The sequence below is a fragment of the Methylophilus sp. genome, assembly GCF_052173275.1.
Taxonomy (GTDB): domain Bacteria; phylum Pseudomonadota; class Gammaproteobacteria; order Burkholderiales; family Methylophilaceae; genus Methylophilus.
This window is the reverse complement of sequence record NZ_JBQMUL010000002.1, coordinates 156,537-170,338: the sequence shown is the minus strand read 5'-3', so window position 1 is coordinate 170,338 and position 13,802 is coordinate 156,537. Positions and strand designations below refer to the sequence as shown.

The following is a 13,802-nucleotide window of genomic DNA, read 5'->3' as shown; positions in this document are numbered from 1 at the left end:
TACGGTGTGTCTAGTGAAAGTGAATATCCATATGATTACCACTCTGTTAACTTAAGATTCAGCGTTTTCTTTCAATTCGCATCTATTAAAAGCTAAATCTATGTAGCGATCAGCTGCTGCGCAGTTTATGTCATCGCCGGAGAGGGTAACGCCCAAATATAGAGGTTAAGCATCAGTCACGGTCGTGACCACGGCCCGGCCCGCGGTTGCCATGTTTGGGGCCGTTGCCTCGACCTTTCTTGTCATAGTGATCATGCCGATGATCATCTCTTCCCCTGTAGTGTCCGTGGTCGTGGCCTGGTCCGGTAGTATAAGAAACATAGCTAGGCGCGTACACGTTTTGATACCAGCTATCCTGCACAAAATAAACCTGTCTGCCGCATGCGCCATAATGACCACAATAACGCCCCCATTTCTTCATTTGGCCTGGTGGCACGCGTAAATACATGGGTGCTTGTACGACGGTGACTGGTGGCGGTTGAATAATGACCGGCTGGGCGTATATGACTTGGGGCGCGGGGTAAGGGTTGCCTAATACGATCTGCCCATAGAAGCCAGGTTGGCCTATGCTTACTGCGACATTGGTATCTGCGTGGGCAAAAATGGCGCCTGTCAAAAATAGTACTCCGCTGGCTAGATGTTTAATCATGAATGACCTTCTCTCAAATGAAATATGCTTTGGTATGTTCGTCAAAGCAGGAAAATAATGCACTTGAGCGCATTCTAGAAATCTACCCATTTGGAAAACAGTCTTATTAATCTGATAGCGGTGTCAGAATGTGCTGACAGGCCGATAGGAATTTATCCTAGCAAAATGAAGGCAAGGTGGAGTGCTGGTGCAAGGTGTGTTCGCTTTGACGATGCCTGGAAATGGAATGTCCGTTCCCAAGCATGCAGTCTGCGTAATGCTTTAATTTTTAAGCAGAAATCTATTTGATGTTCCGAACCGCCGTCCACCCCAGGTCATGCATGCAAATAACAAAGGCGCGCTTGAAAGTCTGGGTTTTATAGTCGGGTAAATAGACAGGCCCCAGTTTTTTCTCGCAGGACACCTGATCCTGTTTCAGCTTGTCTGGGAAAGCGCCCATCTTCCACCACGAGTTGATCGCGTATGCCACGTCCGGGCCGTCGTTCACGGTGGAGTGGGGGGCGGTCTTGTCTGTTTTTTCCTCTTCTGTAGTTGTATTGTGGGTTGTTGGCGTAGCGACGGATGCTTCTGCATGCTTTGTTGTCGCGGCTGCATTACTCTGTGGCGGTTTTACAACAGCGGCTGCGGCTGCTTTTTCTTTTTTATCCGGTGTGATTTCAATAAATGGACTCGGCTTGCTGATGACTTCCTCATGGTTGTCACGGGTTTCTACCGTCGCAAACAGCGGGTCCATGGCATCTATCTTAGGTTTTTGCCAGCCCTGGTTTGCCAGGCAGGCAGAAAGTTGATCACCGCTGCCACGGCAAGCCTGATGCGCTCTGTCTATATCTTGTTGCGAACCGCCGCGCTTGTAGGAAACCTCGCCACACCCTGGTAATAAAGCCACCAAAACTAAGTAAGTTAAAAGATGCATCGCTTGCGGAATGCAGTTATTCAAAGGTTGCATCGCTTGCGGAATGCAGTAAGTTAAAAGACGCATTGCTAGCCCCGTGATCAATTTGTTATGTGCAGTCTAGCGGTGTTTGCTATTTAACATCCTACGCAAATTGACGTATTTGTCCTACACCTCCCTGTCGTTAATCTGGGCACAAGTTTTGATCGACTGTGATTGTTTGAAGTTAACGAGAAAGGGAGTTTTAAATGATGAATATTAAGAAATGTGCCTTGCATACTGCGGTAGCGATGGCGTGTGGCCTGGGTGTGCAACTGGCAAATGCGGGTGCCACGATCAGCTTTGGTGAAGACAAGTATATCAGTGCTGGCTTTGGTTTTATCACGAGTTACAACTCTGTTGAAGATGCCGCTGCAAACGGCAGTGACCGCTCAAATGATTTTACGCTGGATAGTGCGCGTTTGTATTTGTCAGGTTCGTTCAATAAATACATCAAGGGCATGTTGAACACCGAGAAATCCGGTGGTGGTTCTGCAGGCAGTAACTTTGAAGTGATCGATGCCAACGTGCAGTTCCAGGTTACCCCTGAAATCTCTATCTGGGCAGGTCGTTTCCTGTCTCCAAGTGACCGCGCCAACATGGCAGGCCCTTACTACTCTATGGGTGGTGGCTACTGGGCAAACATCGCTTCCCGCTACGGCTGGAACGGTGGCGTGATCGGCCGTGATGATGGTGTGGCAGTGGTTTCCAGCTTTATGGAAGACCACGTGGCTGTTTCTTTCGGTGCGTTTGAAGGCGACAACATTTTCCGTTTCAGCGGTACTGGCGCGCAATCTGAAGCCAACGGCACAAAAGACAAATTGATGTATGCCGGTCGCGTACAGATCGACTTCTGGGATGCAGAACCAGGCTACTACGGTACTGGTAACTATTTTGGTGCCAAAGACATCCTGGCCATCGGTATCGCTGGCCGCATGAAAAAAGACGGCGTGGTCAGCACAGTGCCTGGCATCGTTGGTGACTATAAATCTTACAGCGTGGATTTCCTGCTGGAGAAAAAAGATGTAGGTCCAGGCACTTTCTCTGCTGAGGCTGCTTACTACTACTACGACACAGATGATGTCTTCTTGGGTGAACAAGGTAAAGCTTACTCTGCAGGCCTGGGCTATCTGTTTAACGACCCGATCGGCTGGGGCAAGATCATGCCTATCGTGCGTTACCAGAAATTTGACGCAGATGGCGTGACAACTGCAGCCAGTGTGAATACCCGTACCGGTGCAGATACCAAGCGTTTTGAAGTGGGTGCGAATTACATTATTGCCCCATACAACTCAGTCATCACCGCCACTGTAGGTAAAACCGATACACCGGCCACTTCTAGCGACAATTTCTTCCGTGTCGCCTTACAGATGCAATTTTAATCGGACCTTATAAACCTTTCTCACCTAAATTTATTTATTAGGAGCTGAGCGTAATGAAAACAATAGTGAAGTTGGATTTGGATAAAAAGCCATGGGAACAGGACGGTCAGATCCATAACCGCTGGCATCCTGACCTGCCCATGATCGCCATGGTCAAGCCTGGTGATGAGTTCCGCGTGGAATGTATGGACTGGACCGGCGGCCAGATCGGTAACAACGATAGCGCCAACGATATCCGTGACGTGGACCTGACCCAGGTGCACTACTTGAGCGGCCCTATCGGTGTTGAAGGTGCCGAGCCAGGTGACCTGATGGTGGTAGAGATTCTGGATGTTGGTACCTTTGACGACCAGCAATGGGGCTTTAACGGCCTGTTTGCCAAAGAGAATGGCGGTGGTTTCCTGACTGACCATTTCCCTAAAGCCAGCAAGTCGATCTGGGATTTCCACGGCGTATATACGACTTCCCGCCATGTGCCTAAGGTCCGTTATGCCGGCATCATGCATCCGGGTTTGATCGGCTGCCTGCCATCACGCGAACTGCTGGAGACCTGGAATGAGCGTGAAGCGGCGCTGATCGCCACCGATCCAGACCGCGTGCCAGCACTGGCGCTGCCACCTGAGCCTAAATCTGCTGTCATGGGCCGTTTGTCCGGTGACGCTGCCAAGAAAGCGGCGGCAGAAGGTGCGCGTACTGTGCCACCACGTGACCACGGCGGTAACTGCGACATCAAAAACCTGACCAAGGGTTCGAAAATATTCTTCCCGGTCTACGTGAAGGATGGCGGCCTCTCCATGGGTGACCTGCACTTCTCCCAGGGTGATGGAGAGATCACTTTCTGCGGCGCGATCGAAATGGCTGGCTATCTGGATATCAAGGTCAGCCTGATCAAAGACGGCGTGAAAAAGTACGCGATTAAAAACCCGATTTTCCAGCCTAGCCCGATCACACCGACTTATCGTGATTACGTGATTTTTGAAGGGATTTCTGTCGATGAAGCTGGCAAGCAGCATTACCTGGATGTACACGTCGCTTACCGTCAGGCTTGCCTGAATGCGATCGAGTACCTGAAGAAATTCGGTTACAGCGGTGAACAGGCAGTGGCGATCCTCGGTACCGCGCCGGTAGAAGGCCATATCAGCGGCATCGTGGACATCCCGAACGCGTGTGCCACTTTGTGGATCCCGACTGAGATCTTCGAGTTTGATATCCGTCCGAATGCCGATGGACCGAAGATCGAAGTGCCGCCGGGTATCAGCGTGGCGCCGAGTACTTAAGAGATAAACGCTTAAGGTCAAGTTTTCAAAAGCCAGGTTTGCATAGGCCAAGTTTAAAAGGGAAGTGTACAGATGCCTCTTTACGAATATGAGTGTGATAGTTGTGGCGTGTTTACTGCGCTACGCAAAATGAGTGAATCCAGTTTGCCAGCCGATTGCGACTGCTGTGGGTCTGAAAGCCCGCGCATCTTGTCGGTGCCCAAACTGGCCATCATGGGCAAGCAGCAGCGGTCCGCACATGAACGTAACGAGAAGTCTGCCCACGAGCCACGCAGTGGTCGCCGTTCAAGTTGTGGTTGCACAGGGTCACATACCTGCAAAACCACCACCAAGGTGAACCCTGATAACGGCAAACCGGCCATGCAGATGCAAACCAAGAAAACGGCCAGGCCCTGGATGATCGGGCATTAGCCTGATCGACCAAGTAAAGCTGATCGGACACTAGTCTGATCGACCTGGTATAGCTGATAGGGCATTAAGCAGTCATCCATCAGTCATGCAGTCCCTGAACACAGTATGTAGTGAGCAATGTTTAATTTTGAAGTTAACTGATTTTTAAAGGAGAAATGTAATGAGTACCTTGAACAGAAGGGGTTTTATCAAAGGCGCGATGTTAGGTGCCATGATGGCAGCGGGTCTCGTTACCGGACACGTATTTGCCGCAGACTTTCCCACGGCAAAAGTGAATACCACCGGCCTGGCAGTGACTGATACCACCGTGAAAGTCGGTATCCTGCACTCCGCTACCGGCACTATGGCGATCAGTGAAACCGGCTCTATCCAGGCTGAAAAGCTGGCGATCGAGCAAATCAACGCCATGGGCGGTATTTTGGGTCGCAAGATCGAAATCGTGCAGGAAGACGGTGCTTCTGACTGGCCAACCTTTGCTGAAAAAGCGAAAAAACTGCTGGAAAAAGACAAAGTGGCTTCTGTAATGGGCTGCTGGACCTCTGCTTCACGTAAAGCCGTATTGCCAGTGTTTGAAAAAGACAATGGCTTGCTGTTCTACCCGACTTTCTATGAAGGTCTTGAGCAATCCAAAAACGTGTTCTACACAGGTCAGGAAGCAACACAGCAGATCCTGGCAGGCGTGGACTGGATCGCCAAAGAGAAAAAAGCCAAAACTTTTTACCTGATCGGTTCTGACTACATCTGGCCACGTACTTCCATGAAGATCGCCCGCAAACACATCGAGCAGCATCTGGGCGGCAAAGTGGTGGGCGAAGAGTACATCGCTCTGGGTGACACGCAATTTGGTTCTGTGATCAACAAAATCAAACTGAAAAAACCTGACGTGATCTACGCAGCGGTGGTAGGCGGCAGTAACGTAGCCTGGTTCAAACAGTTGAACGCAGCTGGCTTGAACTCCAGCAAGCAAACCATGTTGACCATCTCCGTGACTGAAGATGAAGTATTAGGTATCGGCGGTGAGAACCTGGCTGGTTTCTATTCAGCAATGAAATACTTCCAGTCGCAAGACAATCCTGAAAACAAGAAATTTGTTGAGGCTTTCAAAAAACGCTGGGGTAAAGATGCTGTGATCGGCGACGTAACCCAAGCTGCTTACCTGGGCCCATGGTTGTACAAGGCTGCTGTTGAACGTGCTGGTAGCTTCGATGTAGATAAAGTACAAGCAGCATTGCCAGGTTACACCTTGAAAGAAGCGCCAGAAGGCCCTGTGACTGTAGAAGCCAACCATCACCTGACAACCAAGTTGCGTATTGGTCAATGGGGTAAAGATGGCCAGGCCAAAGTGGTTTACACCTCTGATTACATCAAACCTGATCCGTTTCCAAAAGGCTACCAATAAACCGGTGTTGTCTTAAATAGCTGACACGGTAGCCGGTAACCCCGGCTACCGTTTGGCGCAAGTGATAAAACCAGGTCACAAATACCAAGTAACAAAACTCAATACAGAATCATTATAGAAATGGCATTTAACAGGAGACCGCTATGTTTGGTTATTCGATGGCAGAAATAGGCAATATTGTGGTGATGCAGGGCTTTTCGGGCCTGAGCATGTTTACAGTGTTGCTACTGATGGCACTAGGTCTCGCGATTATTTTCGGGCAGATGGGTGTGATCAACATGGCGCACGGTGAGTTTATGACCATAGGTGCTTACACCACAGTCATGCTTTCCAAAGTGGCTGCCACTTACGGGTTCACTAATTATTACTTTGTGTTTGCCATTGCGATTGCCTTTGTACTGGCGTTCGCCGTCGGTTACTTCATTGAATTCATTATGATCCGGCATCTCTACAAGCGGCCGCTGGATACCTTGCTGGCGACCTGGGGTTTGAGCCTGGTCATGCAGCAGATCTTCCGTTCCTCATTTGGCGCTAAAGAAGTGAGTGCCGAATTGCCCGAGTGGATGCTGGGTTCTGTGAATCCAACCCCGGATATCGATATTCCGATCAACGGTCTGTTCGTGATGGTGCTGGCAGCGCTGGTGACCTTTGGCGTGTACATGTTTATGTATAAATCACGCTGGGGCCTGCGTGTGCGTGCCACCGTGCAAAACCGCACCATGGCTGGTGCAGTAGGGATTAACACGGCCAAAGTCGACCGGGTGACGTTTGCCCTGGGCTGTGGCATTGCCGGTATCGCGGGTGCCGCATTTACTACCATTGCTTCTACCGGACCGACTACAGGCACGCTGTACATCGTAGACAGCTTTATGGTGGTGGTGTTCGGTGGTGCCGCCAGTATCGTCGGTACGATTGCTTCCGCCTTCGGTATCGCCCAGGCGCAATCAATACTGCAATTCTTTATGACCAGCTCTATGGGCAAGGTGTCTACTTTGCTGGTCATCGTCAGCATTTTGATGATGAAGCCAGAGGGCTTGTTTGCCTCCAAACTGCGTAAATAGCGGGTGATGGCAACGTGTGAACAGGTTTCTCACGCGTTGCCATAAGTAAATGAACGTATTAATTGTTTCCACCCGCCGCAATAGAATCAACGCATCAACAGAGGAGAATCTTGATGACATTATGGGAAAAAATGAAAGCCAGCCCGTTACTGGGTGGTAAGGAGGGTGTGATCAGCCTGGCTGTGCTGGCTGTAATCATCTTCGTTGTACTGCCACTGGGCGTAGATATCTTCCGCCTCAATTTAATCGGTAAATACCTGACTTACGCGTTTGTGGCTGTCGGCCTGGTCATGCTGTGGGGGCACGGCGGTATCCTGAGCCTGGGCCAGGGCATCTTCTTCGGCCTCGGCGGATATGCCATGGCCATGTTCCTGAAACTGGAAGCGTCTGACCCGCTCAGTACCAAGATCCAGTCTACGCCAGGGATTCCTGACTTTATGGACTGGAACCAGCTCACCGCCTTGCCATGGTTCTGGGAGCCGTTCAAGAGCTTACCATTCACTATCTTTGCCGTACTGACCATTCCGGCATTGTTTGCCTACATCATCGGTTATGCCATGTTTAAACGGCGTGTGGGTGGCGTGTATTTCTCCATCATCACGCAAGCGGTGGCGCTGATCCTGAGCATCCTGATCATCGGTCAGCAAGGGTATACCGGTGGTGTGAACGGCATGACGGATTTGCGCACCCTGCTGGGCTGGGATATCCGTACTGACTCTGCCAAATATATCCTGTACTTTGTGAATGGCCTGTTGCTGTTCGGTGCGATCTTCTTATCTAAATACATCATGAGCAGCAAGTTCGGCATGTTGCTGCTGGCGATGCGTGACAAAGAAGAGCGCGTACGTTTCTCTGGTTACGACGTTTCCAATTTCAAAATCTTCATCTTCTGCCTGGCAGCCATGATGTCTGCGGTCGGTGGCGCCATGTTCACCTTGCAGGTAGGCTTTATGTCACCTTCTTTCGTCGGCATCGTGCCATCGATTGAAATGGTGATCTTCTGTGCGGTAGGTGGTCGTGCCTCACTGGTGGGCGCGGTGTATGGCACCTTGCTGGTCAACTACGGTAAAACCGTGTTCTCAGAAACCTACCCTGAAATGTGGTTGTTCCTGATGGGCGGCCTGTTTATCGCGGTGGTGATGTTCTTCCCAAGCGGGTTGGCAGGTATCTGGGATAAATACGCCACAAAATATGGCTGGTTCAAAGACAAAGCGCCAGCTGCAAAAAAGCCTGAGGTAAGTACTTCTAAGGTAGAAGCACAGGCAGTACTTACCGAAACAGCCATTGAAACAGCCATTGAAACAACCCTGGTCACTGAATCTACCGGTGTGGCCACCAGCAAATCAACACGCAAGAAAGCAGATGCCACTTCTGCGATCGAAAGTAACAAATTGAGAGGAGCAGAAGCATGAGTAATACAGACTTCGTCTTGGCTGTAGAAGATTTAACCGTCTCCTTCGATGGCTTTAAAGCCGTGGATAAGCTCACCATGTATATCGATAAAAATGAATTGCGCGTACTGGTCGGCCCTAACGGCGCCGGTAAAACCACTGTGCTGGACCTGATCTGCGGTAAAACCAAATCCACCGCCGGGTCTATCAAGTTCAACAATATCGAACTGACCAAACTTTCGGAACACGAGATCGTGCGCTCCGGCGTAGGCCGCAAATTCCAGAATCCGTCTATTTATGAAAACCTGACGGTCTACCAGAACCTGGAAGTGTCTTACCCCAAAGGCCGTGGTGTGTTTGGCAGCCTGACTTTTAAACGCACGCAGGAAGTGGAAGACCAGGTGCGCCGGGTCGCCGATGACATCATGCTGACCGAGTTCCTGGATATGGAATCTGCCTTGCTTAGCCATGGCCAGAAGCAATGGCTGGAAATCGGCATGCTACTGATGCAAGAGCCTGAACTGTTAATGCTGGATGAACCGGTGGCCGGCATGAGTGCCAAGGAACGTGACCAGACCGCAGCACTGCTCAACCGCATCTGCCAGAACCGTTCGGTGATTGTGATTGAACACGATATGGAGTTCGTGAAGAAGATCGCGCACAAAGTCACCGTGTTACACCAGGGCAAGATCCTCGCCGAAGGGCCGATGGAAAAGGTGCAGGCGGACGAAAAAGTCATTGAAGTTTATTTAGGCCATTAATTCAATTGGATCATTCATTAAATAGGCCAGCAGAGGAGCACAGCATGTTTGAAATTGAGAATTTGCAGGTGAGTTATGGCCAAAGTCAGGTGATACACGGCCTGAATTTTAAAGCCAACAAAAATGAAACCCTGGCCATCATGGGCCGCAACGGCATGGGTAAAACGACTTTATTCAAGTCGCTGATGGGCATTTTGCCGAGCAAAGCCAGCAAAGCCACTGTGGATGGTGTGGATCTGCAAGGCGCTGCCACGCATGACCGCGTCATGAAAGGCCTGGCCTATGTGCCGCAAGGGCGCTGGATTTTTCCTAACATGACGGTGCAGGAAAATATCGAAACCGGGCTGGAGAAGTCTGCCACGCGCGAAATTCCCGAAGATATTTTTGCCTTGTTCCCGGTGTTGCATGAAATGCGCAAACGCAAAGGCGGTAACTTGTCTGGCGGGCAGCAACAGCAACTGGCGATTGCCCGTGCGCTGGTGACTAACCCTAAAGTCCTGTTACTGGATGAGCCAACCGAAGGCATACAGCCATCCATTATTAAAGACATCGCCAAGGTGCTGAACGAGATTCGCAAGATGCGCGAGATCACCATCATCGTGTCTGAACAGGTGTTGAGTTTCACCATGGAAGTCGCCGATCGTATTATCGTGATCGATAAAGGCCGCTTTATTCATGAAGACACGCGCGACAATGTCGATGCCGCCAAGGTGAAAAGTTATTTATCTGTGTAAGTGCTTTTTTAGCCACAGCGGACACAGAGCTCACAGAGAAAAACTAATTCAACAAGTGTTTGCATTTGAAATCTCTGTGCACTCTGTGGCAAGTATTAAAAGAGTAATCTTGATGAGCTGTGGCATGATGCCGGTATGGATGATTTAAAGCCTGCGATTTCATCGCCACCTTTACAAAGTACTGTTGCAAAACACTGGCAAGCCAGACTGGAACTTGGCTTTGCCAGACGTGATGCACGCTCTTATCTGGCGCATAGGCTGCATCATGGACCATTAGTCGTTCAGAAAAGTCTGCATCCTGAAGGCGAGGATATCTGTCATGCGGTGGTAGTGCATCCGCCCGGTGGCGTAGCAGGTGGCGACGCATTGCATTTGCAGGTCAATGTAGCACCCGGTGCGCGAGCCCTGTTAACCACGCCAGGCGCGGGTAAATGGTATAAGGCGAACGGCACCAAAGCCACGCAAACCTTGCAGTTCCAGTTAGCTGCAGGCAGTGGGCTGGAATGGTTGCCGCAGGAGAATATTTTATTTAACGCGGCAGAAGTGGCTTTTTCTGCCGAGATCGCATTAGCTGCGGATGCTACCTTAGCCGCCTGGGATATCGTCTGCCTGGGCCGCCAGGCGCAACAGGAAGTCTGGCAGCACGGCCTGTATCAGTTAAATCAGCGCATCTCGCGCAATGGCCAACTGATCTGGAACGAACGTGCACACATGCAGGCAGAGGATGTGGTCAGGACCAGTCGTGCCGGTTTAGGGAGTGCGGCGGTATTTGGCACGTTTCTGGTGTGTGCTGGTGTGGTGCCTGCCGAAGTAGTGCAAGCCTGCCGAGATATTGTGGTCGCAGATGCCAACGTAGGCATCACGGCTTTACCGGAAGTGCTGTGCATCCGCTATGTCGGCAATGCCTCGCAGCAAGCCAGGCAATACTTTGAGCAGTGCTGGCAGTTATTGCGGCCATGGTATTATCAAAAACAAGCCATCAGGCCACGTATCTGGAATACCTGACCTGCCGCAGAAAAAGACTTAGAGAATCAGCCTACTGGAACACACCGTTTATGGAACTCACCCCAAGAGAAAAAGATAAATTATTGATTTTCACCGCCTCGCTATTAGCTGAGCGACGCAAGGCCCGTGGTTTAAAACTGAATTATCCTGAAGCGGTGGCTTATATTTCAGCCGCCATTATGGAGGGGGCGCGTGATGGCAAAACGGTGGCCGAACTGATGAGTTATGGCACTACCTTGCTGGCGCGGGATGAAGTGATGGAGGGGGTGCCGGAAATGATTCCGGATATACAGGTGGAAGCTACTTTTCCCGACGGAACCAAGCTAGTCACCGTCCACCACCCCATTCCATAACGGCTCGATGTTGCAAGCGCAGATGGCGGTGTTGCTTATCCTTGCCGTACTTATTGTACTGTCTGCGGATGCGCGCCTTGCCCTCTACGCTTGCAACATCAAGCCTGCGAATTAAGGTTAACGATTAAAAGAATGCGGATTTTTAGGTTCATAGGAGCATATAAATGATTCCCGGCGAAATGCAGGTCGCAGCAGGCGACATCGAATTAAACACAGGGCGTGAAACGGTGACGCTGGATGTCGCTAATCAAGGCGATCGGCCTATCCAGGTCGGGTCGCATTACCATTTTTACGAGACGAACGAAGCGTTATCGTTTGACCGCGCATTGGCCTATGGCGCCCGCCTGAATATTGCCGCAGGCACTGCGGTACGTTTTGAGCCGGGCCAGACGCGCACCGTGCAACTGGTTAAACTGGTGGGCAAACGCGAAGTGTATGGCTTTGCCGGCAAGGTCATGGGCGCCCTGAAGTAGTTAGGCCAATACAGTACAAGTAACAAGGATAAGCAATGACAGTCAAAATGGATAAACGCGCCTATGCCGAAATGTTCGGCCCCACTGTCGGCGACAAGGTGCGCTTGGCAGATACCGAGTTGTGGGTGGAGGTGGAGAAAGATTTCACCATCTATGGCGAAGAAGTGAAGTTTGGCGGGGGCAAGGTCATTCGTGATGGCATGGGCCAGGGGCAAGGCCTGGCGGCTGAAGTGGCTGATACCGTGATCACCAACGCATTGATCATTGATCACTGGGGGATCGTCAAAGCCGATATCGGCATCAAAGGCGGCTATATTTCTGCCATCGGCAAGGCCGGTAACCCTGATATCCAGCCCGGCGTGACGATTGCGATTGGTGCGGGTACCGAAGTCATCGCTGGCGAAGGCATGATCATCACAGCCGGCGGCATTGATACGCATATCCACTTTATCTGCCCGCAACAGATTGAAGAAGCGCTGATGTCAGGCGTCACCACCATGATAGGTGGTGGCACCGGCCCTGCGACCGGCACGTTTGCCACCACCTGTACGCCTGGGCCGTGGCATATCCACCGCATGCTGCAGGCCGCAGATGCTTTCCCCATGAACCTGGGCTTTTTAGGCAAAGGCAATGCGAGCCTGCCGGAACCGTTGCGTGAGCAGGTGCAGGCGGGCGTGATCGGTCTTAAACTGCATGAGGACTGGGGCACGACCCCGGCGGCGATTGATAATTGCCTGAGCATTGCCGACGAAATGGATGTGCAGGTCGCTATTCACTCCGATACCCTGAATGAGTCTGGCTTTGTAGAAACCACCATAGGCGCTTTTAAAGGCCGCACCATCCATACCTTCCATACCGAAGGCGCGGGTGGCGGTCATGCGCCGGATATTATCAAGGCAGCGGGCTACCCTAATGTGTTGCCTTCATCGACCAATCCCACACGGCCGTTTACTGTAAACACCATCGATGAACACCTGGATATGCTGATGGTTTGTCATCACCTGGATCCGGCGATTGCCGAAGATATCGCGTTTGCCGAAAGCCGCATCCGCCGCGAAACCATCGCAGCGGAAGATATTTTCCATGACCTGGGCGCATTTTCCATGATGTCATCTGACTCGCAGGCCATGGGGCGCGTGGGCGAAGTCATTATCCGTACCTGGCAAACCGCGCATAAAATGAAGATCCAGCGTGGCCCGTTGGTGGAAGACGCACCGGGTAATGATAACTTCCGTATCAAGCGCTATATCGCCAAATACACCATCAACCCGGCCATCACGCATGGCGTCTCGCATGTGGTGGGTTCGGTCGAAGTCGGTAAACTGGCCGATCTGGTGGTCTGGAAACCCGCATTCTTTGGGGTAAAGCCTTTTACCATTATTAAAGGTGGCATGATCGCCGCTGCGGCGATGGGCGACCCGAATGCTTCCATCCCGACCCCGCAACCCGTGCATTACCGCCCCATGTTCGGCGCGTATGGTGGTGGCTTGAAAACGGCAGTCACTTTTGTCTCACAAGCCGGGCTGGATAACCCCGAGCTGAAAGCACTGGGTTTGCAAAAAACGCTGGTGGCGGTCAAAGGCACACGTGGCGTGAAAAAATCCGATATGGTGCATAACACCTGGATGCCAAAGATAGAGGTGGATCCGGAAACCTATGAGGTATTGGCAGATGGTATGCCTTTGATTTGCGAACCGGCGGAAGTGTTGCCGATGGCACAACGTTATTTCCTGTTTTGATCAATGACTATGCGGGAAAATTGCGGCGTTACGCGGTTTTTTAGTGACGGCATAACCTTAAGGTTACCGTACACTGAAACTGCGTTTTCGAAATCCTCATGTACTACATGTACATTGGTTTCGGCCACTTCGTTTAACATCGCTACGCGAGTTAGCCTACGCCGCAACACTGCGTTAGTTGTCCGGTTTCTGCGTTCCGGATGCCTTGCACTTTATCCCGCGCGCATTGATTTTTA

Annotated in this window: 14 protein-coding genes; 12 read left to right on the top strand and 2 right to left on the bottom strand. The window is 51.2% G+C overall.

Features of this window, described 5'->3' with window-relative positions; all coding sequences use genetic code 11:
- Positions 1-172: 172 nt before the first annotated feature.
- The gene (locus ACTS9Y_RS02315; RefSeq protein ID WP_442584400.1) at positions 173-649 is read right to left on the bottom strand and encodes a hypothetical protein; all 477 of its coding nucleotides are present in this window, start codon (positions 647-649) and stop codon (positions 173-175) included.
- A 280-nt stretch (positions 650-929) separates the two neighbouring features.
- Positions 930-1,628, bottom strand: coding sequence for a hypothetical protein (locus ACTS9Y_RS02310; RefSeq protein ID WP_442584399.1), 699 nt, complete (start codon positions 1,626-1,628; stop codon positions 930-932).
- Between the two features lie 161 nt (positions 1,629-1,789).
- Here ACTS9Y_RS02310 and ACTS9Y_RS02305 point away from each other — a divergent pair, with 161 nt between their 5' ends.
- The 12 genes from ACTS9Y_RS02305 to ureC all read left to right on the top strand — a co-directional run bounded on the left by ACTS9Y_RS02305 (position 1,790) and on the right by ureC (position 13,566).
- A complete protein-coding gene (locus tag ACTS9Y_RS02305; RefSeq protein ID WP_442584398.1) occupies positions 1,790-2,962 on the top strand; it encodes a porin in 1,173 nt (390 codons plus the stop codon).
- A 53-nt stretch (positions 2,963-3,015) separates the two neighbouring features.
- On the top strand, positions 3,016-4,239 hold the full coding sequence (gene fmdA, locus ACTS9Y_RS02300) for a formamidase (protein ID WP_442584397.1): 1,224 nt from the start codon (positions 3,016-3,018) through the stop codon (positions 4,237-4,239).
- A 72-nt stretch (positions 4,240-4,311) separates the two neighbouring features.
- Positions 4,312-4,650: an FmdB family zinc ribbon protein gene (locus ACTS9Y_RS02295; protein WP_055826332.1), complete on the top strand. Its 339-nt coding sequence runs from the start codon at positions 4,312-4,314 to the stop codon at positions 4,648-4,650.
- A 160-nt stretch (positions 4,651-4,810) separates the two neighbouring features.
- Complete coding sequence (urtA, locus tag ACTS9Y_RS02290) at positions 4,811-6,049, top strand: urea ABC transporter substrate-binding protein (RefSeq protein ID WP_442584396.1); 1,239 nt, start codon at positions 4,811-4,813, stop codon at positions 6,047-6,049.
- Between the two features lie 143 nt (positions 6,050-6,192).
- The gene (urtB, locus tag ACTS9Y_RS02285) at positions 6,193-7,110 is read left to right on the top strand and encodes an urea ABC transporter permease subunit UrtB (RefSeq protein WP_442584395.1); all 918 of its coding nucleotides are present in this window, start codon (positions 6,193-6,195) and stop codon (positions 7,108-7,110) included.
- Positions 7,111-7,223: 113 nt separating this feature from the next.
- Positions 7,224-8,522, top strand: coding sequence for an urea ABC transporter permease subunit UrtC (urtC, locus tag ACTS9Y_RS02280; RefSeq protein ID WP_442584394.1), 1,299 nt, complete (start codon positions 7,224-7,226; stop codon positions 8,520-8,522).
- Positions 8,519-9,262 (top strand): urea ABC transporter ATP-binding protein UrtD, encoded by a 744-nt coding sequence (gene urtD, locus ACTS9Y_RS02275; protein ID WP_442584393.1) that lies wholly within the window; start codon positions 8,519-8,521, stop codon positions 9,260-9,262. The genes urtC and urtD overlap by 4 nt, the downstream gene beginning before the upstream one ends.
- A 44-nt stretch (positions 9,263-9,306) precedes the next feature.
- Entirely contained in the window at positions 9,307-9,996 is a 690-nt protein-coding gene (gene urtE / locus ACTS9Y_RS02270) for an urea ABC transporter ATP-binding subunit UrtE (RefSeq protein ID WP_442584392.1), read from the top strand.
- A 135-nt stretch (positions 9,997-10,131) separates the two neighbouring features.
- Entirely contained in the window at positions 10,132-11,001 is an 870-nt protein-coding gene (locus tag ACTS9Y_RS02265; RefSeq protein WP_442584391.1) for an urease accessory protein UreD, read from the top strand.
- 50 nt (positions 11,002-11,051) lie between these two features.
- On the top strand, positions 11,052-11,354 hold the full coding sequence (gene ureA, locus ACTS9Y_RS02260; protein WP_325241167.1) for an urease subunit gamma: 303 nt from the start codon (positions 11,052-11,054) through the stop codon (positions 11,352-11,354).
- 164 nt (positions 11,355-11,518) lie between these two features.
- Positions 11,519-11,827, top strand: coding sequence for an urease subunit beta (locus ACTS9Y_RS02255; RefSeq protein WP_442584390.1), 309 nt, complete (start codon positions 11,519-11,521; stop codon positions 11,825-11,827).
- 35 nt (positions 11,828-11,862) lie between these two features.
- The gene (ureC, locus tag ACTS9Y_RS02250) at positions 11,863-13,566 is read left to right on the top strand and encodes an urease subunit alpha (RefSeq protein ID WP_442584389.1); all 1,704 of its coding nucleotides are present in this window, start codon (positions 11,863-11,865) and stop codon (positions 13,564-13,566) included.
- Positions 13,567-13,802 lie beyond the last annotated feature (236 nt).

Coding starts and splice junctions, on each gene's coding strand:
- ureA (WP_325241167.1), top strand. CDS start 11,052: ATGGAACTCACCCCAAGAGAAAAAGATAAATTATTGATTTTCACCGCC.
- ACTS9Y_RS02310 (WP_442584399.1), bottom strand. CDS start 1,628: ATGCGTCTTTTAACTTACTGCATTCCGCAAGCGATGCAACCTTTGAAT.
- urtC (WP_442584394.1), top strand. CDS start 7,224: ATGACATTATGGGAAAAAATGAAAGCCAGCCCGTTACTGGGTGGTAAG.
- ACTS9Y_RS02265 (WP_442584391.1), top strand. CDS start 10,132: ATGGATGATTTAAAGCCTGCGATTTCATCGCCACCTTTACAAAGTACT.
- ureC (WP_442584389.1), top strand. CDS start 11,863: ATGACAGTCAAAATGGATAAACGCGCCTATGCCGAAATGTTCGGCCCC.
- ACTS9Y_RS02315 (WP_442584400.1), bottom strand. CDS start 649: ATGATTAAACATCTAGCCAGCGGAGTACTATTTTTGACAGGCGCCATT.
- fmdA (WP_442584397.1), top strand. CDS start 3,016: ATGAAAACAATAGTGAAGTTGGATTTGGATAAAAAGCCATGGGAACAG.
- ACTS9Y_RS02305 (WP_442584398.1), top strand. CDS start 1,790: ATGATGAATATTAAGAAATGTGCCTTGCATACTGCGGTAGCGATGGCG.
- ACTS9Y_RS02295 (WP_055826332.1), top strand. CDS start 4,312: ATGCCTCTTTACGAATATGAGTGTGATAGTTGTGGCGTGTTTACTGCG.
- urtD (WP_442584393.1), top strand. CDS start 8,519: ATGAGTAATACAGACTTCGTCTTGGCTGTAGAAGATTTAACCGTCTCC.
- urtB (WP_442584395.1), top strand. CDS start 6,193: ATGTTTGGTTATTCGATGGCAGAAATAGGCAATATTGTGGTGATGCAG.
- urtA (WP_442584396.1), top strand. CDS start 4,811: ATGAGTACCTTGAACAGAAGGGGTTTTATCAAAGGCGCGATGTTAGGT.
- urtE (WP_442584392.1), top strand. CDS start 9,307: ATGTTTGAAATTGAGAATTTGCAGGTGAGTTATGGCCAAAGTCAGGTG.
- ACTS9Y_RS02255 (WP_442584390.1), top strand. CDS start 11,519: ATGATTCCCGGCGAAATGCAGGTCGCAGCAGGCGACATCGAATTAAAC.